The sequence below is a fragment of the Serratia sp. C2(1) genome (genome assembly GCF_036352655.1).
Classification (GTDB): Bacteria; Pseudomonadota; Gammaproteobacteria; order Enterobacterales; family Enterobacteriaceae; genus Serratia; species Serratia inhibens.
The window spans coordinates 155,306-176,142 of sequence record NZ_JAZFBA010000002.1 but is presented as its reverse complement, the minus strand read 5'-3'; the positions used below and the strand labels follow the sequence as shown (position 1 = coordinate 176,142).

At 55.2% G+C, this 20,837-nt stretch carries 19 protein-coding genes and 1 pseudogene; 18 read left to right on the top strand and 2 right to left on the bottom strand.

All coding sequences use genetic code 11. From position 1 onward, the window contains the following. Positions 1-116 precede the first annotated feature (116 nt). From V2S86_RS16410 to V2S86_RS16365, 10 genes are all read left to right on the top strand, one after another. On the top strand, positions 117-1,685 hold the full coding sequence (locus V2S86_RS16410; protein WP_330763319.1) for an ABC transporter substrate-binding protein: 1,569 nt from the start codon (positions 117-119) through the stop codon (positions 1,683-1,685). 414 nt (positions 1,686-2,099) lie between these two features. Continuing rightward, positions 2,100-3,035: an aspartate carbamoyltransferase gene (gene pyrB / locus V2S86_RS16405; RefSeq protein ID WP_330763318.1), complete on the top strand. Its 936-nt coding sequence runs from the start codon at positions 2,100-2,102 to the stop codon at positions 3,033-3,035. A 12-nt stretch (positions 3,036-3,047) separates the two neighbouring features. Further along, positions 3,048-3,512 carry an aspartate carbamoyltransferase regulatory subunit gene (gene pyrI / locus V2S86_RS16400; protein ID WP_330763317.1) on the top strand — a complete coding sequence of 155 codons (465 nt, stop codon included), beginning with the start codon at positions 3,048-3,050 and terminating at the stop codon, positions 3,510-3,512. 222 nt (positions 3,513-3,734) lie between these two features. Then, positions 3,735-4,121 carry a 2-iminobutanoate/2-iminopropanoate deaminase gene (gene ridA, locus V2S86_RS16395; RefSeq protein WP_004953012.1) on the top strand — a complete coding sequence of 129 codons (387 nt, stop codon included), beginning with the start codon at positions 3,735-3,737 and terminating at the stop codon, positions 4,119-4,121. Positions 4,122-4,395: 274 nt separating this feature from the next. Then, entirely contained in the window at positions 4,396-5,832 is a 1,437-nt protein-coding gene (locus V2S86_RS16390) for a circularly permuted type 2 ATP-grasp protein (protein WP_311994173.1), read from the top strand. Beyond that, positions 5,826-6,755 carry an alpha-E domain-containing protein gene (locus tag V2S86_RS16385; protein WP_330763316.1) on the top strand — a complete coding sequence of 310 codons (930 nt, stop codon included), beginning with the start codon at positions 5,826-5,828 and terminating at the stop codon, positions 6,753-6,755. The genes V2S86_RS16390 and V2S86_RS16385 overlap by 7 nt, the downstream gene beginning before the upstream one ends. Further along, positions 6,752-7,558 (top strand): transglutaminase family protein, encoded by an 807-nt coding sequence (locus V2S86_RS16380; RefSeq protein ID WP_330763315.1) that lies wholly within the window; start codon positions 6,752-6,754, stop codon positions 7,556-7,558. The genes V2S86_RS16385 and V2S86_RS16380 overlap by 4 nt, the downstream gene beginning before the upstream one ends. 96 nt (positions 7,559-7,654) lie before the next feature. Further along, on the top strand, positions 7,655-8,383 hold the full coding sequence (locus tag V2S86_RS16375; protein ID WP_004953000.1) for a proteasome-type protease: 729 nt from the start codon (positions 7,655-7,657) through the stop codon (positions 8,381-8,383). Between the two features lie 288 nt (positions 8,384-8,671). Then, positions 8,672-9,373 (top strand): hypothetical protein, encoded by a 702-nt coding sequence (locus tag V2S86_RS16370; RefSeq protein ID WP_330763314.1) that lies wholly within the window; start codon positions 8,672-8,674, stop codon positions 9,371-9,373. Continuing rightward, positions 9,366-9,842: a hypothetical protein gene (locus V2S86_RS16365; RefSeq protein WP_330763313.1), complete on the top strand. Its 477-nt coding sequence runs from the start codon at positions 9,366-9,368 to the stop codon at positions 9,840-9,842. The genes V2S86_RS16370 and V2S86_RS16365 overlap by 8 nt, the downstream gene beginning before the upstream one ends. Positions 9,843-9,904: 62 nt before the next feature. On the opposite strand, the gene mgtA is transcribed toward V2S86_RS16365, so the two are convergent. Then, complete coding sequence (gene mgtA / locus V2S86_RS16360) at positions 9,905-12,613, bottom strand: magnesium-translocating P-type ATPase (RefSeq protein WP_330763312.1); 2,709 nt, start codon at positions 12,611-12,613, stop codon at positions 9,905-9,907. A 417-nt stretch (positions 12,614-13,030) separates the two neighbouring features. Between mgtA and treR the strand changes: the two genes are divergently transcribed. The 8 genes and pseudogenes from treR to V2S86_RS16320 all read left to right on the top strand — a co-directional run bounded on the left by treR (position 13,031) and on the right by V2S86_RS16320 (position 19,874). Continuing rightward, positions 13,031-13,978 carry a trehalose operon repressor TreR gene (treR, locus tag V2S86_RS16355; protein WP_330763311.1) on the top strand — a complete coding sequence of 316 codons (948 nt, stop codon included), beginning with the start codon at positions 13,031-13,033 and terminating at the stop codon, positions 13,976-13,978. A gap of 294 nt (positions 13,979-14,272) precedes the next feature. Beyond that, positions 14,273-15,406, top strand: a complete 1,134-nt coding sequence (locus tag V2S86_RS16350; protein WP_330763310.1) for a tail fiber domain-containing protein — start codon at positions 14,273-14,275, stop codon at positions 15,404-15,406. 103 nt (positions 15,407-15,509) lie between these two features. Next, positions 15,510-17,636 carry an S-type pyocin domain-containing protein gene (locus V2S86_RS16345; RefSeq protein ID WP_330763309.1) on the top strand — a complete coding sequence of 709 codons (2,127 nt, stop codon included), beginning with the start codon at positions 15,510-15,512 and terminating at the stop codon, positions 17,634-17,636. A 1-nt stretch (position 17,637) separates the two neighbouring features. Next, positions 17,638-17,895 carry a bacteriocin immunity protein gene (locus V2S86_RS16340; protein WP_004952985.1) on the top strand — a complete coding sequence of 86 codons (258 nt, stop codon included), beginning with the start codon at positions 17,638-17,640 and terminating at the stop codon, positions 17,893-17,895. A gap of 143 nt (positions 17,896-18,038) precedes the next feature. Continuing rightward, positions 18,039-18,563, top strand: a pseudogene (locus V2S86_RS16335) (colicin E3/pyocin S6 family cytotoxin); the annotation flags it as partial. 12 nt (positions 18,564-18,575) lie between these two features. Next, positions 18,576-18,833 (top strand): colicin E3-like toxin immunity protein, encoded by a 258-nt coding sequence (locus V2S86_RS16330; RefSeq protein ID WP_062869385.1) that lies wholly within the window; start codon positions 18,576-18,578, stop codon positions 18,831-18,833. Between the two features lie 238 nt (positions 18,834-19,071). Next, positions 19,072-19,611 (top strand): S-type pyocin domain-containing protein, encoded by a 540-nt coding sequence (locus V2S86_RS16325; protein WP_330763308.1) that lies wholly within the window; start codon positions 19,072-19,074, stop codon positions 19,609-19,611. Beyond that, positions 19,608-19,874: a colicin immunity domain-containing protein gene (locus V2S86_RS16320; RefSeq protein ID WP_330763307.1), complete on the top strand. Its 267-nt coding sequence runs from the start codon at positions 19,608-19,610 to the stop codon at positions 19,872-19,874. Before V2S86_RS16325 ends, V2S86_RS16320 begins: the two co-directional genes overlap by 4 nt. Positions 19,875-19,983: 109 nt before the next feature. On the opposite strand, the gene V2S86_RS16315 is transcribed toward V2S86_RS16320, so the two are convergent. Continuing rightward, a complete protein-coding gene (locus tag V2S86_RS16315) occupies positions 19,984-20,397 on the bottom strand; it encodes an Exc2 family lipoprotein (RefSeq protein WP_073439998.1) in 414 nt (137 codons plus the stop codon). Positions 20,398-20,837 lie beyond the last annotated feature (440 nt).

Genomic DNA, 20,837 nt, shown 5'->3' with positions numbered 1-20,837 from the left:
TCAAATAGCCGATTGACCTTTGCCAGCGTTGGGCAAAGGTTCTACCGTGGTGCGAAAACCAACGATAACAAACACTTCTCAGCGCCATGCGTGGCGCCCTCAGGGGATATACACCGATGAAAGCCAACGTCCTGCCGCTGTTAATGCTTGCCGCCCTGTCCGCCTCTGCGCTCGCCGCCACCCCGCCCAACACGCTGGTGGTGGTGCAATCGCTGGACGATATCGTCAGCCTGGATCCGGCGGAAGCCAACGAGCTGTCCAGCATCCAGACCGTGCCCAGCCTGTATCAGCGGCTGGTGCAGGCGGATCGCGATGATCCGGCGAAAGTGGTGCCGGTGCTGGCGGAAAGCTGGCAGGGCGATGCGGCGGCAAAAACCCTGACGATCAAGCTGCGCCCGCAGGCGGTGTTCGCCTCCGGCAACCCGCTGACCGCCGACGACGTGATCTTCTCCTACAGCCGCGCGGTGAAAATGAACAAATCGCCGGCGTTTATCCTCAACGTGCTTGGCTGGCAGCCGGACAACATCGACGCGCAGCTGAAGAAAATCGACGAGCACAGCCTGCAACTGAGCTGGACGGCGGACGTCAGCCCGTCGGTGGCGCTGAACATTCTCTCCACGCCGATCGCCTCGATCGTCGACAGCAAGGCGGTGCAGCCGAACGCCAAAGACGGCGACTACGGCAATGCCTGGCTGAAAATGCACTCCGCCGGCAGCGGGCCGTTCAAAATGCGCGTCTACCAGCCGCATCAGGCGATCGTGCTGGACGCCAATTCAACGTCACCGGGCAGCAAGCCGCTGCTGCACAGCATCATCATTAAAAGCGTACCGGACCCGGCCACCCGCCGCCTGTTGATCCAACAGGGCGACGCCGATGTGGCGCGTGAACTTGGCCCGGACCAGACTCTGGCGTTAAAAAATCAGCCGGGCGTGAAGGTGTTGGAAATCCCGTCCGCCGAGCAGAACTATTTAGTGTTCAACACCGGCAACGCCGCCAATCCGCTGCTGAAAAACCCGGCCTTCTGGGAAGCGGCACGCTATCTGATCGATTACCAGGGCATCACCAAGGATCTGCTGAAGGGCCAGTATTTTGTGCATCAGAGCTTCCTGCCGGTCGGGCTGCCGGGCGCGCTGGAAGACAACCCGTTCAGCTTCGATCCGGCCAAGGCCAGGGCGATCCTGGCCAAGGCCGGCATCACCAACGCGGCCCTGACGCTGGACGTGGAGAACAAGCCGCCGTTTATCACCATCGCCCAGGCGTTGCAGGCCAGTTTTGCCCAGGGCGGCGTGAAGCTGGATCTGTTGCCGGCCGCCGGCAGCCAGGTGTATTCGCGGGTGCGCGCCAAACAGCATCAGGCAGCGATCCGTCTGTGGATCCCGGACTACTTTGACGCTCACTCCAACGCCAGCGCCTTCGCCTATAACGACGGCAAGGCCAGCACGGTAGCGGGCCTCAATGGCTGGCAGATCCCGCAGCTCAGCAAGCAGACGCTGGCGGCGGTGGCCGAAGCCGATCCGGCCAAACGCACTGCGCTGTACACCGCCATGCAACAGGAGCTGCAACGCAGTTCGCCGTATGTGTTTATCGATCAGGCCAAAACCGAAGTGGTGCTGCGCGATAACGTCAAAGGCTACCAGCAGGGTCTGAACGCCGACATGGTCTACTACGATCGCGTAAGCAAATAACCGGCGGGCGGCCATCGCCGGCCAATCGATTGCGAAGCGGCAAAAATCGGCGTTTTAGCGCTTGCAGTGGCGAAAAGCGCGAGTATAATGCGCGACAATTTGCCAGGAGAAAGCATGAAAAACGCCATGTGTTTTGTTAGCCGCAACCGACAAAACCGACCGCCAATCGGCGGCCAGCTGCCGTTGTTTCTCCTGTTGCTAAACCGATCGTTTCAAGCCCCTCGTTGAGGGGCTTTTTTTTGCCTTAAAAATTATGCCCAAGAGATTTCGGGGCGCAGCCAGGCGGCAACCGATGGAATCCCCAGGAGCTTAGTCAACCCAGTGACTGGGGGGAGAGCGGGAAGCCAACACCGCGGCGGTTCGAAAGATGACGGGCATCCCCGTGCCACGGGCATACGTCGAGGAGAGTGAAAAATGGCCAACCCGCTGTATCACAAACATATCATCTCTATTAACGATCTCAGCCGCGAGGATCTGGAGCTGGTGCTGCGCACCGCCGCCAGCCTGAAAGCCACCCCGCAGCCCGAGTTGCTCAAACACAAGGTGATCGCCAGCTGCTTCTTCGAAGCCTCGACCCGTACCCGCCTGTCGTTTGAAACCTCGATGCACCGCCTCGGTGCCTCGGTGGTCGGCTTTGCCGACGGCAGCAATACGTCGCTGGGCAAGAAAGGCGAAACGCTGGCCGACACCATCTCGGTCATCGGCACCTACGTAGACGCCATCGTGATGCGTCATCCGCAGGAAGGCGCCGCGCGGTTGGCAACGGAGTTTTCCGGCGGCATCCCGGTGCTCAACGCCGGCGACGGTGCCAACCAGCACCCGACCCAAACGCTGCTCGACCTGTTCACCATCCAGGAAACCCAGGGCCGCCTGAACAACATCAATATCGCCATGGTCGGCGACCTGAAATACGGCCGCACCGTACATTCGCTGGCGCAGGCGCTGGCCAAGTTCGACGGCAATCGCTTCTACTTTATCGCTCCGGATGCGCTGGCGATGCCGGCTTACATCCTGAAAATGCTCGAAGAGAAAGGCATCGAGTACAGCCTGCACAGCAGCATTGAAGAAGTGGTGCCGGAGCTGGATATTCTCTATATGACCCGGGTGCAGAAAGAGCGTCTGGATCCTTCGGAATACGCCAACGTGAAGGCGCAGTTCGTGCTGCGCGCGGCGGATCTGGCCGGCGCGCGCGCCAATCTCAAAGTGCTGCACCCGCTGCCGCGCATTGACGAGATCACCACCGACGTGGACACCACGCCGTACGCCTACTATTTCCAGCAGGCAGGCAACGGCATCTTCGCCCGCCAGGCATTGCTGGCGCTGGTATTAAACGCAGATTTGGCTCTTTAAGGGGGAACCGTCATGACTCAGGATAACAAACTGCAGGTTGAAGCGATCAAGTGCGGTACGGTGATTGACCATATCCCGGCGCAGGTGGGCTTTAAACTGCTGACGCTGTTCAAATTGACCGCCACCGACCAGCGCATCACCATCGGCCTGAACCTGCCCTCCAACGAGCTGGGCCGTAAAGACCTGATCAAAATCGAGAATACCTTCCTGACCGAGCAGCAGGCCAACCAGTTGGCGATGTACGCGCCGAAAGCCACGGTGAACCGCATCGACAACTACGAAGTGGTGCGCAAGCTGACCCTCAGCCTGCCGGACCATATCGACGGCGTGCTGACCTGCCCGAACGGCAACTGCATCAGCCGCAGCGAGCCGGTGGCGTCCAGCTTTGGCGTGAAATCCCGCGACGGCGACGTGCACCTGAAGTGCCGCTACTGCGAGAAAGAGTTCGACCATCAGGTGGTGCTGCAGGCGGATTGAAATATGCCCATTTGCCGGGAACGACGCTGTTAATCCGCGCGTCACTCCCTATAATGAGTCCCTGAAGATAATCTACCCACGTTGCTACCCAATGGATTTCGAGCCGCAGCCAGGCGGCAAGTACGAGAGTCCCCAGGAGCTGACTCAAGTCAGTGACTGGGGTGAGCGTACGCAGCCAACAACGCTGCGGTTTGAAAGACGAAGGGTATATCAGGAGAAAAAATGTCACGTAACATCAGCACTGAACTCGCCCCGGCAGCCATTGGTCCTTACGTGCAAGGCGTTGATCTGGGCAGCATGATCATCACTTCCGGCCAGATCCCGGTGGATCCGAAAACCGGCGCAGTGGCCGACGATGTTTCCGCACAGGCACGCCAGTCGCTGGAAAACGTTAAGGCGATCGTTGAAGCCGCCGGCCTGAAAGTCGCCGACATCGTGAAAACCACGGTCTTCGTGAAAGATCTGAACGATTTCGCCACCGTAAACGCCGCTTACGAAAGCTTCTTCACCGAGCACAACGCGCCGTTCCCGGCCCGTTCCTGCGTCGAAGTGGCCCGTCTGCCGAAAGACGTGAAAATCGAGATCGAAGCCATCGCCGTTCGTCGTTAATGCCACGACCCCGCGCCTAACGGTCAGCCATCGGCTGGCCGTTTTTATTTGCCCTGCCTGAAGCAACGATCCGTCAAGGTGCGCTATCAAGGATCATAGTGCCCCCAACGCCCCCCATTTTCGCCCCATTTTAAGGCAGCGCTCGCCGCTCCTGCACCCAAATCGCGCTTTCCCCTGCCTTTTTCCCGCTTTTTACGCCGGTTTTCGTCCCTTTCACATTTTGGCACATTTTATGCTCGATCCTGTTACAGCCTGCAATGTCAACGAGGTGACGATGCTAAATATCGATCTGTCCGCTTCACCGTTTTTTGATGAGATGCTTCTGGCTGAGGGTAAACACCGAGGCCACTACGAAGCTTACTGGCATTGGCTGCAACAGGCCGACCAAAAGGCCATTCAACGCAAAAGAGAAGAGGCTGCACTGCTGTTTCACCGGGTGGGCATTACCTTTAATGTTTACGGAGAGGATGACGGCGCCGAACGGCTGATCCCGTTCGACAGCGTGCCGCGCATCATCCCCGCCGGCGAATGGGCAATGCTCGATCGCGGCATTCGCCAGCGCGTACAGGCGCTCAACGCCTTCCTGCACGATATCTATCATCAACAACATATTCTGAAAGCCGGGATTATTCCGGCGGAACAGGTGCTGGCTAACGATCAGTATCAGCCCTGCATGCAGGGGGTCGATCTGCATCGCAATATTTACGCGCATATCGTCGGCGTAGATATGGTGCGCAACGGCGACGGCCAGTATTACGTGCTGGAAGACAATCTTCGCACCCCGTCCGGCGTGTCCTACATGCTGGAAAACCGCAAGATGATGATGCGCCTGTACCCTGAGCTGTTCGCCCAGCAGCGCATCGCCCCGGTGGAGCGCTACCCGTCGCACCTGCTGCAAACCCTGCGCGAAAGCTCGCCGATTAACGATCCTACCGTGGTGGTACTGACGCCGGGCCGTTTCAACAGCGCCTATTTCGAACACAGCTTCCTGGCGCAGCAGATGGGCGTGGAGCTGGTTGAAAGCGCCGATCTGTTCGTCAAGGACGGCGCGGTGTTTATGCGCACCACCGCCGGGCCGTGCAAGGTGGACGTTATCTACCGCCGGGTGGACGATGCCTTCCTCGATCCGCTGGCGTTCCGCCCGGACTCGATGCTCGGCGTGCCGGGGCTGCTTTCCGTCTACCGCGCCGGCAACGTGGTGCTGGCGAACGCCATAGGTACCGGCGTGGCCGACGACAAGTCGATCTACCCTTACGTGCCGGACATGGTGCGCTTCTACCTGCAGGAAGAGCCGATCCTCAACAACGTGCCCACCTGGCAGTGCCGCCACAAGAATGAGCTGTCGTACGTGCTGGCGAACCTGGAGCAAATGGTGGTGAAAGAGGTTCACGGCGCCGGCGGTTACGGCATGCTGATCGGGCCGGCGGCGACCAAAGACGAAATCGCCCACTTCCGCGCCCTGCTGCTGGCCAAACCGCACAACTACATTGCGCAGAACACGCTGGCGCTGTCGACCTGCCCGACCTTCGTCAACGACGGCCTGGCGCCGCGTCATATCGATCTGCGGCCATTTGCCCTGAGCGGCGCGGAAATTCGCCTGGTGCCCGGCGGCCTGACGCGCGTAGCGCTGGCGCAAGGCTCACTGGTGGTCAACTCGTCACAGGGCGGGGGAACCAAGGATACCTGGGTGTTGGAGGATGACGCATGCTGAGCCGAACTGCCAGTGAACTCTATTGGATGGCCCGCTATCTGGAGCGGGCGGAAAGCATCGCCCGGGTGCTCGACGTGACCAACAAACTGTCGATGATGCCGATCCGCGGCAGCGAGGATCATGATCTGCAGGTGCCGCTCAACCTGACCGGCACCGGGCAACTGTACGCCGCCGCCTATCCCGATCTGACGATGGCCAATTTGGTGAGCTTTTTTGCGCTCGACAGCCGCAACCACAGCAGCATCTACAGTTGCCTGCAAATGGGCTGGAACAACGCCCATGCGGTGCGCGGCAGCCTGTCTTCCGAAGTCTGGGAATGCATTAACGCCACCTGGATCGAAATGAAGCTGATCCGCCGCCAGGGCATAGGGTCGGTGGGTGCCGACGCCTTCTTCGACTGGGTCAAGGAGCGCTCGCACCTGTTCCGCGGTGCGATGTTCGGCACCCTGCTGCGCAGCGATGCGATGTGCTTTATCCGCCTCGGCACCCTGCTGGAGCGGGCAGACGGCACCGCACGCCTGCTCGGCGTCAAAAACGAGTTGCTGGATAACGACAGCGATCCGGTGCGCGAGTATTACCGCATGGACACCTTGCTGCGGGCGGTCAGCGCACGCGAAGCCTATCACAGCATTTACAAGCAACAGCTCAGCCGGGAAACCATTGCCGAACTGATGATCCTACGTAACGAAATCCCGCGCTCTCTGCTGGCCTGCGTCGGCGACATGGTGCAACAGCTGGAGCAAATTGGCGGCAACAGTGCCAATGAGCCGCGCCGGCTGGCGCACACGCTACACGCCGCACTGCGTTTCAGCAGCATGAAGGATCTGAACAAGGTGGGGCTGAATGATTGGCTGGGTTTATTCCTTGGGCAGATCAACGGCATCGCGGAAAGCATCCATCACACTTACCTGGAGGCGCAATGAAACTGAACATTGAGCACAATACCCACTACACCTACGCCCAGCAGGTGAAGCGCAGCACCCAATATCTGCGTTTGACGCCGCAGGATTCGCAACACCAGCGCATCATCTCCTGGCAATTAACGCTGCCGGAAGACGCGGTGTGCACCACCGACGCCTTCGGCAATGTGCTGCACGTACTGACGCTGGATCACCCACATCAGGCGATCACCATTCAGGCCCACGGCGTGGTGGAGATTGAAGACGGCGTAGAAGACCCGACGATGGGGCATCTCTCGCCGCTGGTGTTCCTGCGCCACAGCCCGCTGACCCAGCCCGACAGCGCCATCCAGGCCTTCGCGCTGCGCTATTACCAACCCGAAACGCTGCTTGCCGGGTTGGAAAAACTGATGGGCGATCTGTTGCTGAAGATGCCTTACACGCCGGGCGCCACCGAGGTTACCGACAGTGCCGCCCAGGCGTTCGCTTCCGGCAACGGCGTCTGCCAGGATCATACCCATGTTTTTCTGGCCTGCTGCCGCAGCCTGAATATTCCGGCGCGCTACGTCAGCGGTTACCTTTACAGCGAAGATACCGCCCACGTCGCCACCCACGCCTGGGCGGAAGCCTGGGTGGACGAACGCTGGCACAGCTTCGACGTCACCAACAACACCCGCCTGCCGAACCAGCATCTTAAGCTGGCGGTGGGGATCGATTATCTGGATGCCTGCCCGGTACGCGGCATCAGGCTCGGCGGCGGCAGCGAGGATATGCAGACGGTGGCCGCGGTGCAGATGATGCCGGCCGGCCAGGCGCAGGGGCAATAACATCCCCTTGCCGAATGCCGCGGTTTGCGGCACGCTGGGTTTTTCCGGCGTGCCGTCATCGAGCACGGTGTTATTTCGCGTTTGAAGGATTTTGGTATGACCTATTGTGTGGCCATGCGCTTGTCATCCGGATTGGTGTTTGCTTCCGACTCCCGCACCAATGCCGGAGTGGACCATATCTCCACCTTCCGCAAGCTGCACGTGTTCCAGCAGGACGGTGAGCGCACGCTGGTGCTGCAAAGCGCCGGCAACCTGGCGACCACCCAGAGCATCATCAGCCTGCTGCTGCGCCGCAGCAAGGATGCCGATCGCCCCAACCTGCTCAACGTGCCCAACCTGTATGAAGCCGCCACGCTGGTGGGCGAAACGGTGCGCGAAGTGATCCTGCGCGACAGCGAAGCCCAGCAGAGCGGCAGCACCACCGATTTCAGTTGCAGCCTGCTGCTCGGCGGCCAGATTGACGGCGAAGAGATGCGGCTGTTCCATATCTACCCGCAGGGCAACTTTATCGAAGCCACCCGGGATACGCCCTATTTCCAGATTGGCGAAAGCAAATACGGCAAGCCGATTATCGATCGGGTGCTGAATTACGATACCCCGCTGGAGCAGGCGATGCAGTGCGCGCTGATTTCTCTCGACTCCACGTTGCGCAGCAACCTGTCGGTCGGCCTGCCGCTCGACGTGATGATCTACCCGCGCGACAGTTTCAGCAGCCAACAGCAGTACCGCATTACCGAAGATCACCCGCACTTCAGCGCCATTCGCAAAGGCTGGGGCGAAGGGCTGGTCAGCATTTTCAAACAGCTGCCGCCGTTGCAGCTGTAAGTTGTTTTAGGGCTCAGCATGCCGAGCCCTAAATCCCCCTTTTATCCGATCGCGCAGGCGCGCAGCAGCGCCTCCAGCGGGTAAACCGCCGCAATCACCACTTCGTCTCTCTCTACCAGAGAAACGGGATCCGGCATCAAACCTGTTTTTTGCACAGACTGACATCCGATAACGTGTAATGAATGGATGCTACTTCGGCCACTTTTCTTAACAGGATATCCCCGCCATGTAATGACCGGCTGACATGTTAAAATTCATCAGTTAATCAAACAGGAAAAAGGGTCAAGGATGAGTAAGCGTAACGACATCATTGATGGCCGGGAATATGGCAGTCCCTATGGCTTGATCTACACAGAAGTTCTTGGATGGATTGATCTGGGCCATGCACAGGGTACTGACATCAAAACCGTGTTGAGAAGTATTGAGGCCGGGGAATTTTCTGGTCAGGATTGGTACGATATTACCTATTCGCAGTCTATGGTTGATCCGTTTTACACCATGAAAATGGGTAAATTTATTACCTGGCGTATTAAAAGAGGCCGTTCGTATTTCGAACGCCAGAGCATTGCACTTGCGATGATGATGTCGTTAGCCCGAAAATTTGAAGGACTTCAGGCATCATTCCCGATCAACGTCGTTACAGACAGTGGATTCAGCGGAGAGGATTTGGTTTCGGATCTGCTGGGCTTTTATCGCGTTGTATCCATTCAAAATCCCTTTGAAATGTTGCGGCCAGTCAGTAAGGCCCAAGCGCTAAAAAGATGGGATCACTACGGGAAGATCGGCTCCTGGAAAAACGATTCCTTTTCACCGCTATTATTCCCCGCCCCTGAGAAGTTCCCCAACGCCAAGCCACGTAGAGGCATTCTGCCGAATTTTATGAAGACAGTCAGACCCTGGAGTGACTTCCGTTCGGGAATCGTTGGCATCGCCAGCGCTGATGGCTCATACATTGATAAAGCGAAAGGGGGAACATTACCCTATGCGTAAATCACTTAAGCTGCTCAGCGTCGTTGCTATCATGAGTGCTGCTGCGCTCGCGTATATCTGGCCCTATATGCAGATGGAGTTTGCCGGCAGCGCGCACTATACCGAACAAAATAAACGGGAATATGATTTTTATACGCCCGAGATTCTGAGAAAAATTCCCCGTATTACCCCCCGTTATGACTTCGATTTCGCCAACATCACGGGCCCTGCAACGCATGTGTATGCAGTGAAATTTTACGGTACCGAGGATACCCATAAAATTGACGATTACCTGACATCAATCGGCTACGAACGCCAGGGCAACTGCAATATTGACAATGTATGCTGGCGCGGTGCAGATCTCACGGAAACCGTGATGGTAAGAACCTTAAAGAGCGAAAAAGGTGTCATTGTGCAGGTTGTCTACAACTTCACATCGCAATTGGACGCTAACAAAATGACGGTGAATGGCAGCCGAAAAAGCGAATGAATGTGAGCCGACGGAGTGGATCACAGAGGCCCTCTCTTGCATCGCAGAGAGGGTTTGAGGGATTACTGCCAGCCGTAGCGGCGCACGAACCAGCCTTTCACGCACTGGGTCAGCACCATATAACCGGCCAGGATCAGCACCAGCCACGGGAAATAACCGAGCGGCAGCGCCTGCAATTGCAAGAAACCTGCCAACGGCGAGAAGGTCAGGCCGATGCCGGTGGCGATCACCGCCAACGTCATGATGCACAGCGGCCATGAAGGGCGGCTCTGGATAAACGGAATTTTGCGCGTGCGGATCATATGCACAATCAGCGTTTGCGACAGCAGCCCTTCCACGAACCAGCCGGACTGGAACAGCGTCTGCATTTCCGGCGTATTGGCCTTGAATCCCCACCACATCAGGCAGAAGGTCAGCACGTCAAAGATCGAGCTTATCGGCCCGAAGAACACCATAAACCGCCCCAGATCGCTGGAGTTCCAGCGCTGCGGCTGAGTAATTTGATCCTCGTCGACGTTGTCGAACGGAATGGCGATCTGAGAAATGTCGTACATCAGGTTCTGGATCAGCAGATGCAACGGCAGCATCGGCAGGAACGGCAAGAAAGCGCTGGCGATCAGCACGCTGAACACGTTGCCGAAGTTGGAGCTGGCGGTCATCTTGATGTACTTCAGCATGTTGGCAAAGGTGCGGCGCCCCTCGATCACGCCCTGCTCCAGCACCATCAGGCTTTTTTCCAGCAGGATGATGTCTGCCGCTTCCTTGGCGATATCCACCGCCGAATCGACGGAAATGCCGATATCCGCCGCCCGTAGCGCCGGGGCGTCGTTGATGCCGTCGCCCATAAAGCCGACCACGTGCCCCTGCTGACGCAACAGCTTGACGATACGCTCCTTGTGCATCGGCGTCAGTTTGGCGAACACCGTGGTGCGCGCCGCCGCCTGCGCCAGTTGTTCGTCCGTCATCTGTTCGATTTCACTGCCGCGCAGCACGTGATCTGCCGCCAGCCCGACGTCTTTGCAGACCTTGGCCGCCACCAGCTCGTTATCGCCGGTGAGGATCTTCACCGTCACGCCGTTTTTCTTCAGCGCCGCCAGCGCCGGTTCGGTGCTCTCTTTTGGCGGATCGAGGAAGGCCACGTAGCCTTCGAGGATCAGATCGGATTCGTCGGCCACGCCGTATTCATGCGCCTGCGCCGGCAGGATCTTGTTGGCCACCGCCACCACCCGCAGCCCCTGCTGGTTAAGATCGTCGGTAATGCGCCGAATGCGCGCCAGCAGCGCATCGCTGAGCGGGATGACGTCATTTTCCTGACGCACGTGGCTGCAAATCGCCAGCATTTCCTCCAGCGCGCCCTTGCAGATCAACTCGTGATATTGCGCGTCTTTGGCGACCACCACCGACATGCGGCGGCGTTCAAAATCAAACGGGATCTCATCCACCTTGCGGTAATGCTGTAGCGCATCCGGCTGCTGGTTCTGCTCCGCGCAGCTCAGCACCGCCACGTCGAGCAGGTTTTTCAGCCCGGTCTGGTAGAAGCTGTTCAGCCAGGCGTAACGCAGCACCCGGTCGCTGTTGGCACCGAACACGTCAGTATGGCGTTCCAGTACGATTTTATCCTGGGTCAGGGTACCGGTTTTGTCGGTGCACAGAATGTCCATGGCGCCAAAGTTCTGGATCGCGTCCAGGCGTTTGACGATCACTTTCTGCTGCGACAGCTTCACCGCCCCTCTGGCCAGGGTGGTGGTCACGATCATCGGCAGCATTTCCGGCGTCAGCCCCACCGCCACCGACAGCGCGAACAGCGCCGCTTCCCACCAGTCGCCCTTGGTGTAGCCGTTGATCAGCAGCACGATCGGCGTCATCACCAGCATAAAGCGGATCAGCAGCCAGCTGACCTTGCTGATGCCGCTCTGGAAGGCGTTCGGTTGTTCATCCTGGCTGGTGACGCGCTGCGCCAACTGGCCGAAATAGGTGTCGCCGCCGGTGCCGATCACCATCGCCAGCGCGGTGCCGCTCACCACGTTGGTGCCCATAAAGCACAGGTTCCGGCACGCCAGCGGATCCTCCTCCACCCCATTCGGTTCGGCGATCTTCTCCACCGGCAGAGATTCGCCGGTCAGCGCCGCCTGGCTGATAAACAGATCCTTGGCCGACAGCACGCGCAGATCCGCCGGGATCATGTCCCCCGCCGCCAGCTTGATGACATCGCCCGGCACCAACTGGGCAATCGGAAGTTCAAGGTGTTCGCTTTTACCGGTCAGCGCGTCGCTGCGTATGACCGTGGCGGTATTGCTGACCATCGCTTTCAGCGCGTCCGCCGCCTTGTTGGAACGCGCTTCCTGAACGAAATGCAGCAGCGTGGAGATCAGCACCATCAGGCCGATCACCAGCGCGCCGGTCAGGTCTTCGGTGGCGTAGGAGATAAGCCCCAGCACCGTCAACAGCAGATTGAACGGGTTGCGATAGCAGTGCCACAAATGGCGCCACCAGGACTCCGCCTGCTGGTTCTCAATCACGTTGGCGCCAAAGCGCTGGCGCAGTTGCTCCGCCTCATGGGCGGTAATGCCTTCCGGGTGGCTATGGAAACGTTCGTAAAGCTGGGTCGCGTCGGCGACGGCGCATTCCAGCCGCTGCTGGGCCATGCCTGCGGGCAATTCATGCGCTGTGCCGCTGACGCCTTCCAGCAGAGGATCGCGCCGAATCAGCCGGCGCGGCAAATTGCGGCTGAGCAGGCCCAGCAGCTGACGGGGGATATTTTTAAGTTTCATTATTCGCACCTCGTCACCCGCAGCCTCACGGCGGCGGGTAAACGCACAATTCGCCCGGGCGACGCTTTCGGACACGCCAAAAAGCCTCTGCCGGGGCAGATTCTTGTATTTTTAAAAGCAGCAGGAGCGAACGACAGAGCGCGCGCGACCGGTTACCGTTTATTTCACCGGTAAAACAGCAGCGCAAAGCGGAGAGGTTTTACCGGAACACCGAATGGGGGTCTATTGGGGTCGGATCGGGATCCATACGGGTAATAACCTCCGGTAAATAAAAAGATCGAACGACAAGAGCGGCCGTTCAGCGCAGTACGAAGACCCCGTATTGCACCAAGATCCGTACTGGAAAATAGGCTATGCTGACGGGCATTCATCGTAGGCCGCCAGATTACGCCTTTTAACCTAAACGATAAGTAAACCATGCAAAACCGGCTGACCATCAAGGACATCGCCCGCCTGAGCGGCGTGGGGAAATCCACCGTATCGCGCGTATTGAACAACGAAGGCAGCGTGAGCCCGCAAACCCGTGAACGGGTAGAAGCGGTGATCCGCCAGCAGGGGTTTACGCCGTCCAAATCGGCGCGCGCCATGCGCGGGCAGAGCGACAAAGTGGTGGGGATTATCGTTTCCCGTCTCGATTCGCCGTCGGAAAACCAGGCGGTGCGCACCATGCTGCCGCTGCTGTATCAGCAGGGTTATGACCCGATCGTGATGGAAAGCCAGTTTGAAACCCGCCTGGTGGAAGAGCATCTGCACGTGCTGCAACAGCGCAACGTCGACGGGGTGATCCTGTTCGGTTTCACCGGCCTGACGGCGGCCATGCTCAGCCCCTGGCAGGAAAAAATGGTGGTGCTGGCGCGCGAATACGAAGGTTTTTCCTCGGTTTGCTACGACGACGATGGCGCAGTTCGGCTGCTGATGGAACGCCTGCAGCAGCAAGGCCACCGGCATATCAGCTATCTTGGGGTGCAACTTGCCGATGCCACTACCGGCCTGCGCCGCCATCAGGCCTATCTCGACGCCTGCCGCCAGCAGCGGATCACCCCGAGCGTCGCCTTGGGCGAACTGAGCTACCAGAGCGGTTTTCAACTGGCCGCCGAAGTGATTGGCCCGCAGACCACCGCGCTGGTGTGCGCCTCCGACACCATCGCCCTCGGCGCCATCAAATACCTGCAACAGCAGCACATCGCCCCGCTGCAAGTCTGTGGCATCGGCAATACGCCGCTGCTTAACTTCCTGTTCCCCGAGACGTTTTCGGTAGAACTGGGCTACGGCAGCGCCGGGTTGCAGGCCGCTCAACAACTGCTGGGCCAGCTCAGCGGCGAACAGGGCATCCGCCACATCATCGTACCCAGCAAACTCGCCTGACGGCGGGGCTTTGCCCGCATAATTCCCCTACCCGCATCCTCGGTTCTTGCCCACACCCGGTGGGCATAAACCCATCGCCATTTTGTATCAGCCACCACACAACAACGGATAGCCTTTCCTGATTGACCTCTGTCGTCCACAGCACCAATATACTGGTTAAACATACAGTAATTTATTGTGTGTTCCAGCGGTTTGGCAGCACACGGAACGTGAACACCAATAGCCAGAATGGGCGGAAGGATACCGGATGCTGTTAGCCATCAAATAACAGAGTGTCAAAAAGGAAGATTCATCATGGCTGAAGAAAAGAAAAATGCTCAGGTGCTTAACGGCATTAATGAAGACATCACTGAACTGAAATCACTGTCCACATTGCGCAAACGCGTTGTCAGCGACGGTGAGATTGTCTCCAAATCACCGAACGGTTTTCGCCTGGCATGCGGCAATACTGGCGTAATCTTGCGTAATGATGGCAAAGATTTTTACGCCCTGAGCACACCGGACGGACAGGCGCAGGACGGGCAGTGGAACACGCTGCGCCCCTTCTCCTTTAGCCTCTCTACCGGCCGCGTGTCGCTGCGTAACGGCTTGGATGTCTCGGGCGGCGCGTTGGTGTCGCATAACGCCGGCATTGGCGCGGTCACCACTGGCCCCGCTTCTCTTATCAGCGGGCAGACGTACGGCGCACCGCCTGTGCATTCCGATTTCATCAGCGACAACGTCACCACCACGATGATGATGGGGTCACGGATTATCCCGGGCAAAGAAGATTGCGGCCTGATTTCATACCGCGACAGACTGGGCAACTGGAACGAAATTCAGGTAAGAGCCAACGCTGAGCTTTCGGTAGGGCAACTGGTCAAGCGCAATATCAATGGCTGGATTTTGGCGACAGGTACCCAACACGTTAATAACAATTCAGCTCGATATACAAAAGGGGTACGCATTCAAGGGGATAATGGCCTGTATTCAGAACTCTACCATTATGAACGCATTGGGAAGAGTAACCTTATGGGGATCCATGTTGCCAGTAGTAGTCGGGAAACCTGGTATGAATTCCTGGATACAGGTTATGCGTACGCGAATGGGGGCTGGAACAGCAGCTCAGATATTCGCATGAAAACTGAGATCGTGAAAATTGACGGTGCGCTGGATAAGTTGGGAAAAATCAGTGGCTATACCTACCTGAAACAAGGCGTTCCTGAGGCCGGCGTAATCGCCCAGGAAGTGGAAAGCGTATTACCTCAATCCGTCACCACCACTGAACTGAAATTAAATGACGGCAGCGTTCTGCAAGATGCCCGTGGAATTAATATTAACGGCGTAGTCGCCCTTTTGATCGAAGCGTTAAAGGAAGAACGCGATGCCCGGCTTGAGTTGGATTCCCAACTTCATGCATTGAAGATAACCATGCTGCCAAACAAATAAAACAGTGAACAGATCACTACCGAATTTCTCAGAGCGAAATGCACTGAACGAATAGCATTACCGCGTATGGATAAATAAAGAGAATTATCTACAAGGAGTTTTTATGGCTATTGACGTAGGAAAGCTAACTGCTGCAGGTTATTACCTTAATGAATACGGTAGCTGGCAGCGAGGTTTTATACCAGGAGACAATTCAGGTGCGACAGAGCCGGCCATGGGCGTTGAGGCTTATGAAGGTGGAACAATCAGTGGAAATTTAAACACCATCAATAACGGATTAGGGATGTCGCTGGTATTCAGGCCAGACTCGGTCTCTCAGACGGTGAATGCTTTAGATATGGCCAGAAACGTGGCTAAAATCCACCAATATGAGCTCACCATAGCCGTTGATGAAGCTCATCAGAAGCAACTGACCCTTGATGAAAGTCTGAGTGGCTTTCAGAATAAGAGGATAGATGCTGAGATAGCACTTAATAACAGCAAGAACTCTCCGGCACAAGAAAGGGCTAAGTTACTACTGGCATTACAGAATGCGATTAAAGATGAAATAAATGCGAGAATTTCCGCAGAGGAAAACGCAGTTAAATACATCGAATCCGATATTATACTCAATAATGGAAGAATATGGTGGCCTGTTAATGAAAACGATGCAAATGATGCCAAGAATTATATAAAGAAAAGGGAGGTAGATAAGGAGAAAACGAACCAACTGATATCCGAAGATAAAAATAATCTTGCGATATCTATTGCCAATATTGAAAATACTAAAAAGGATATTGAAAGGATAAACCGCGGAGAGGTACTGGAAAAATATCGTCCAGAAAATGAGAAGGTAGCAGAGGCCAGGGCAAAAGCCAACGCAGAAGCCAAGGCAAGAGCCGAAGCGGAGGCTAAAGCAAGAGCCGAAGCGGAGGCTAAAGTAAGAGCCGAAGCGGAGGCTAAAGTAAGAGCCGAAGCGGAAGCTAAAGTAAGAGCCGAAGCGGAAGCTAAAGTAAGAGCCGAAGCGGAAGCTAGAGCGAAAACAGCGGAGTTAATGACCAAAGCTGGAGTAAAGCCTACTCCGGTCTACACACCTGAAATGGTTAAATCGGCTCAAGCGTCCCTTGCAGCTGTGGGAGCTATGGTGCTAAATCGTGCCCCAGGGATGTTACAGCTATCAACTGCCGCCGAAGGCGTTCTCACCACTACCAGTGAGTTAGCGGGCTCAATAGCCGGGGCTGTGTGGCGAGGAGCTATTGCGTTAGCTGAGGCCGCAACCGTCAGCACCGCAGGGGCAACTGTTAGCGCTTTAGTTATGGGCTTCTGGCCCACAGAAGCAGGGAAAGGCAGCGACAAGCTTTACGGACGCGATATTGTCATGTTTGGCTTTCAGGCTAATCTAATTGCTGCCGGCAAAGTCAGCATTTCGCCGGAAATGCACTCTGTCGACTTACCGGTCCGTGGCTCTTTAGTTATGGAGAATGGTCAGCAACAGGTCAGGCTGGTTAAAACGAGTATAGGTGGCGTACCCGCGAGCGTGCCTGTTCTAAAGGCGGTACGTGATGAGAAAACCGGGCTGGATAGGATTACGCTTCCTGCGGTGGGAGGTACACCGTCGCGAACCATCCTGATTAACCCAGCTCCGGTCGGGCCGACAGCACCTCCCCATACCGGAAACAGTTCGCCTGCCCCCGTCACGCCAGTACATACTGGCACGACAGTAAAACAGGCTGATAGTATAGTTACCACCAGCTTCCCGGCGGATGACCTTAAAGAGCTGCAGGACTTCATCTACTGGCAGCCGGATGCCACAGGGTCGGGTGTAGAAGCAATTTATGTGATGCTGAGCAGTCCGCGTGATATGCCGGGGAAGGTCAGTGGCAAGGGACAACAAGTAGGTGACGGCTGGCTGAGCAAAGCGGGTCAGGAACTGGGCTCACCGGTTCCTAGCCAGATAGCTGACAAACTGCGTGGCCGGGAGTTTGCGAGCTTTGATTCTTTTCGCAAGGCTTTCTGGCAGGAGGTGGGGAACGACCCTGCACTAAGTAAGCAATTTAAAAACCAGAATAAAACGAACATTAAAAATGGCAAGTCACCATTTGTTCGAGAATCGGAGCGAGTTGGTGGTCGTCAACGTTTTGAACTTCACCATGTTAAGCAAATAAAAGATAATGGTGCTGTTTATGATGTTGATAATTTAAGCATAACTACGCCGAGGCGTCATATTGAGATCCATAAAGAGGGTAAGTAATATGGAGAAGAAAACGATTTCTGATTATACCGAGGCTGATTTTTTAGAGTTTGTCAGGAAAATTTGCCTAGCGGCGGGAGCAACAGAGGATGATGATGATAAGTTAGTTGATGAATTTCGTCGACTAACTGAACATCCTGATGGTTCTGACCTTATTTATTATCCACGGGATGATCGCGAAGATAGTCCTGAAGGTATTGTAAAAGAAGTCACAGAATGGCGCGCCAAAAACGGTAAGCCCGGCTTCAAGCAGGGGTAACCGTGCATTGAACCGCCTTATGACTGTTAAGTATTAGTGGTCATTTAAGCAACGTCCAGCAAACGAAAGTTTGTTGGACGTTTTTATTCTGCACATTGATGTTCAAAGAGCGTTTTTAACACTGAGCACGTTATTCGTGGGCACTGATAAACCCGGTACCGACGGGCCCAGCAGCACCTTCGCATACCGGTAACGGTTCACCGGGCCCCAGGACGCCGATACATACCGGCACCAATGTCAGGCAGGCTGATAGTATAGTGGTCACGACCTTCCCTACGGATGTCGTTCAGGATCTGCAAGATTTTATCTTGTGGCAGCCGGATGCCACAGGGTCGGGTGTAGAAGCAATTTATGTGATGCTGAGTAGCAATCGCAAAGGCGTGAAAGAAAAAGGTCATGATTATCATCCCGCACCTAAAACCTAAGATATTAAAGGGTTAGGTGAATTAAAAGACACCAAACCTAAGACACCTAGGCAAGGTGGAGGTGGTAAACGTGAGCGCTGGTTGGGGGATAAAGGCCGAAAAATTTACGAGTGGGATTATCAGCACGCAGAGGTGGAAGGTTATCGTGCCAGTGACGGTCAGCATATTGGGGCGTTTGATCCGAAAACAGGTGAGCAGCTGAAACCTGCTGATCCGAAGCGTAACATCAAAAAGTATTTATAAGGGATTAACATCATGGGATTGAAATTAAAAGTTAATTGGTACGATAAAAAATCAGAGCTGTTGGTCGGTCAAGAATACTCCAAAGATTTTGGCGATGATGATTTTCTTATCAATGAAACAATCAGCCCGAAAGAAGATAACATCATCAATAACGGGATATTCGACTTGGTGAACGAATGGGTTACTCCAGTTCAAAATCACATTACTCATAAAATTGACATGGGAAAATATGATTATTTCATTGCATTTGAGTATAACGATACATGGTGACCAAGACAGTTAAGGCGATCTGAGTTCTGAGTATAACGCTATCCGTCAGGGTAGCGTTTAAGCCTGTTTATAAATTTGTTTACCTGCCTGATTTTGAGATGTTGAGGGAAGTTTATATTTCGGTGACCATCGGAGCGATCACCTTTAATATGGTGGCAATTACACAGAATTAAAGACAGACTCAAAATTAATTTAAAAAAATGCCCAGCAGACGCAAGTTTGTTGGGCGTTTTTGTTGATGGCATCTGTCTCGTACGTATTATTTATCGCCGTGGTGAGTACCGGAAACAGTTCGCCTGCCCCCGTCACGCCAGTACATACCGGAACCAATGTCAGGCAGGCTGATAGTATAGTGGTCACGACCTTCCCTGCGGATGTCGTCCAGGAGCTGCAGGACTTCATCTACTGGCAGCCGGATGCCACGGGCAGCGGCGTCGAGCCGATTTATGTAATGCAGAGTGATCCGCTTGATTCGGGACGATTTACCCGCAAACAACTGGATAAAAAATTCAAGCATGCCATTGATTTTGGTATCAGTGACACAAAGAAAAATCGTGAAACGCTGACAAAATTCCGTGATGAAGTCAATGCGCATTTGGCAGATAAAGAGACCGTTGAGAGGGGAACATACCGACGGGAAAAAGGGTCTAAAGTTTACTTCAATCCCAAGAGCATGAGGGTTGTTATCCTCAAAGCCAACGGCGATTTCCTCTCAGGATGGAAAATAAACCCCGATGCGGATAATGGCAGAATCTATTTAGAAACAGGTGATTTATGAACAAGATGGCGGTAATCGAATTAGCAAGGAATTTTTTGAATTCAAAAGTTAATGCGCTTCAATTTTCTGAAGATATATGCATTGAAAGAAATAATTTGTACGGTATTAAAGATCAAGACAAGGACGTTTTGAATTGTGGTGAAGAATTATTTATGGCAGCTGAAATTTATAATCCAGATTCAGACCGTGTTGATTATGAACTGGATGAAGCCGGGCTAAGGAAGGAAGTGAAAGCGATTCTGGAGAAATTCAATCTGCTTTAATTCCCCTGCCCTTCTGATGAGTTGAATTTAAAACAACGCCCAACAAATTCTCGTTTGTTGGGCGTTTTCATTAATAGCCTCTTACTATGCTATCCATTATCTATGCCCTTCAAGGCCGCCCTTCGTAACCATCCCAGTAGGTGGCAACGGCTGAATCCAGCAGGATCTGCCGTTGTTTCTGCGGGTTATCCGTCGAATATTTGCGATTGATAAATATGCCTTTTTGCCCTACGTCACTGAGGAATTCAGGGCTGCGGAACTCGGCCTCCCTCTGCTGTGCCTGCTGGCGCGTCATGCCATTGGCCCGATCGGTTTTCCCTATCTGATAGAACTGGTCAAAAAACGGAATGGACGATTTTATCGAGTCCGAAATCTGCGTACGGGTATTGGGATCAAAGTGCGCCTGGGCCAGTTGGTGAATGGCATGCCGGGCGTGACGTTCAGGGCTGGTTTGCTGGCTGGCGCAAGCGCTCAGGAACAGCGCGGAACACAAGATAAGGGTACGGCGGGCTATCAGATTCATTATTCTTCCTTGAAAAGTGTATTGCGATACCGCCACCGGCATCACGTTGAAAAAGCATTGAGTATCGATGTCTGCAACCGACCTCTTGCCCAATAAGGGAAAGGTAACTGAGTTTGATGACAAAGTTGTCTTTGAACCCGAGATACCCGGGCCTAGCGCACCGAGGGGCGCTCCGGCGGCAAGCCGCTACGACCCCTTCGGCACGCTCTCCCTAATAACGGGCTTTGTCAGCAGTCTGCAACCGACCTCTTGCCCAATAAGAGAGGTAACTCTTTGTTATTCCGGTACAGGATAATACAACCCGCCGGAGTCTGCAGGATATTTTGGCGGCTTTGCCGGCGCACCCTCGATCCGAGATTGTTGCCCCCCGGGCAGAACGCATAATGCGGTCATTTTTTATCGTTTTGTGATCGTCGCCCCAAACCGGGAACGTTCCCATT

Excerpts from the sequence above, each read along its gene's own strand:
- ridA (WP_004953012.1), top strand. The coding sequence starts at position 3,735 with ATGTCACGTAACATCAGCACTGAACTCGCCCCGGCAGCCATTGGTCCT.
- V2S86_RS16375 (WP_004953000.1), top strand. The coding sequence starts at position 7,655 with ATGACCTATTGTGTGGCCATGCGCTTGTCATCCGGATTGGTGTTTGCT.
- V2S86_RS16315 (WP_073439998.1), bottom strand. The coding sequence starts at position 20,397 with ATGAATCTGATAGCCCGCCGTACCCTTATCTTGTGTTCCGCGCTGTTC.
- V2S86_RS16325 (WP_330763308.1), top strand. The coding sequence starts at position 19,072 with ATGGCATCTGTCTCGTACGTATTATTTATCGCCGTGGTGAGTACCGGA.
- V2S86_RS16370 (WP_330763314.1), top strand. The coding sequence starts at position 8,672 with ATGAGTAAGCGTAACGACATCATTGATGGCCGGGAATATGGCAGTCCC.
- V2S86_RS16365 (WP_330763313.1), top strand. The coding sequence starts at position 9,366 with ATGCGTAAATCACTTAAGCTGCTCAGCGTCGTTGCTATCATGAGTGCT.
- pyrB (WP_330763318.1), top strand. The coding sequence starts at position 2,100 with ATGGCCAACCCGCTGTATCACAAACATATCATCTCTATTAACGATCTC.
- V2S86_RS16385 (WP_330763316.1), top strand. The coding sequence starts at position 5,826 with ATGCTGAGCCGAACTGCCAGTGAACTCTATTGGATGGCCCGCTATCTG.
- V2S86_RS16330 (WP_062869385.1), top strand. The coding sequence starts at position 18,576 with ATGGGATTGAAATTAAAAGTTAATTGGTACGATAAAAAATCAGAGCTG.
- V2S86_RS16380 (WP_330763315.1), top strand. The coding sequence starts at position 6,752 with ATGAAACTGAACATTGAGCACAATACCCACTACACCTACGCCCAGCAG.
- V2S86_RS16350 (WP_330763310.1), top strand. The coding sequence starts at position 14,273 with ATGGCTGAAGAAAAGAAAAATGCTCAGGTGCTTAACGGCATTAATGAA.
- V2S86_RS16340 (WP_004952985.1), top strand. The coding sequence starts at position 17,638 with ATGGAGAAGAAAACGATTTCTGATTATACCGAGGCTGATTTTTTAGAG.
- treR (WP_330763311.1), top strand. The coding sequence starts at position 13,031 with ATGCAAAACCGGCTGACCATCAAGGACATCGCCCGCCTGAGCGGCGTG.
- V2S86_RS16320 (WP_330763307.1), top strand. The coding sequence starts at position 19,608 with ATGAACAAGATGGCGGTAATCGAATTAGCAAGGAATTTTTTGAATTCA.
- V2S86_RS16410 (WP_330763319.1), top strand. The coding sequence starts at position 117 with ATGAAAGCCAACGTCCTGCCGCTGTTAATGCTTGCCGCCCTGTCCGCC.
- V2S86_RS16390 (WP_311994173.1), top strand. The coding sequence starts at position 4,396 with ATGCTAAATATCGATCTGTCCGCTTCACCGTTTTTTGATGAGATGCTT.
- V2S86_RS16345 (WP_330763309.1), top strand. The coding sequence starts at position 15,510 with ATGGCTATTGACGTAGGAAAGCTAACTGCTGCAGGTTATTACCTTAAT.
- pyrI (WP_330763317.1), top strand. The coding sequence starts at position 3,048 with ATGACTCAGGATAACAAACTGCAGGTTGAAGCGATCAAGTGCGGTACG.
- mgtA (WP_330763312.1), bottom strand. The coding sequence starts at position 12,613 with ATGAAACTTAAAAATATCCCCCGTCAGCTGCTGGGCCTGCTCAGCCGC.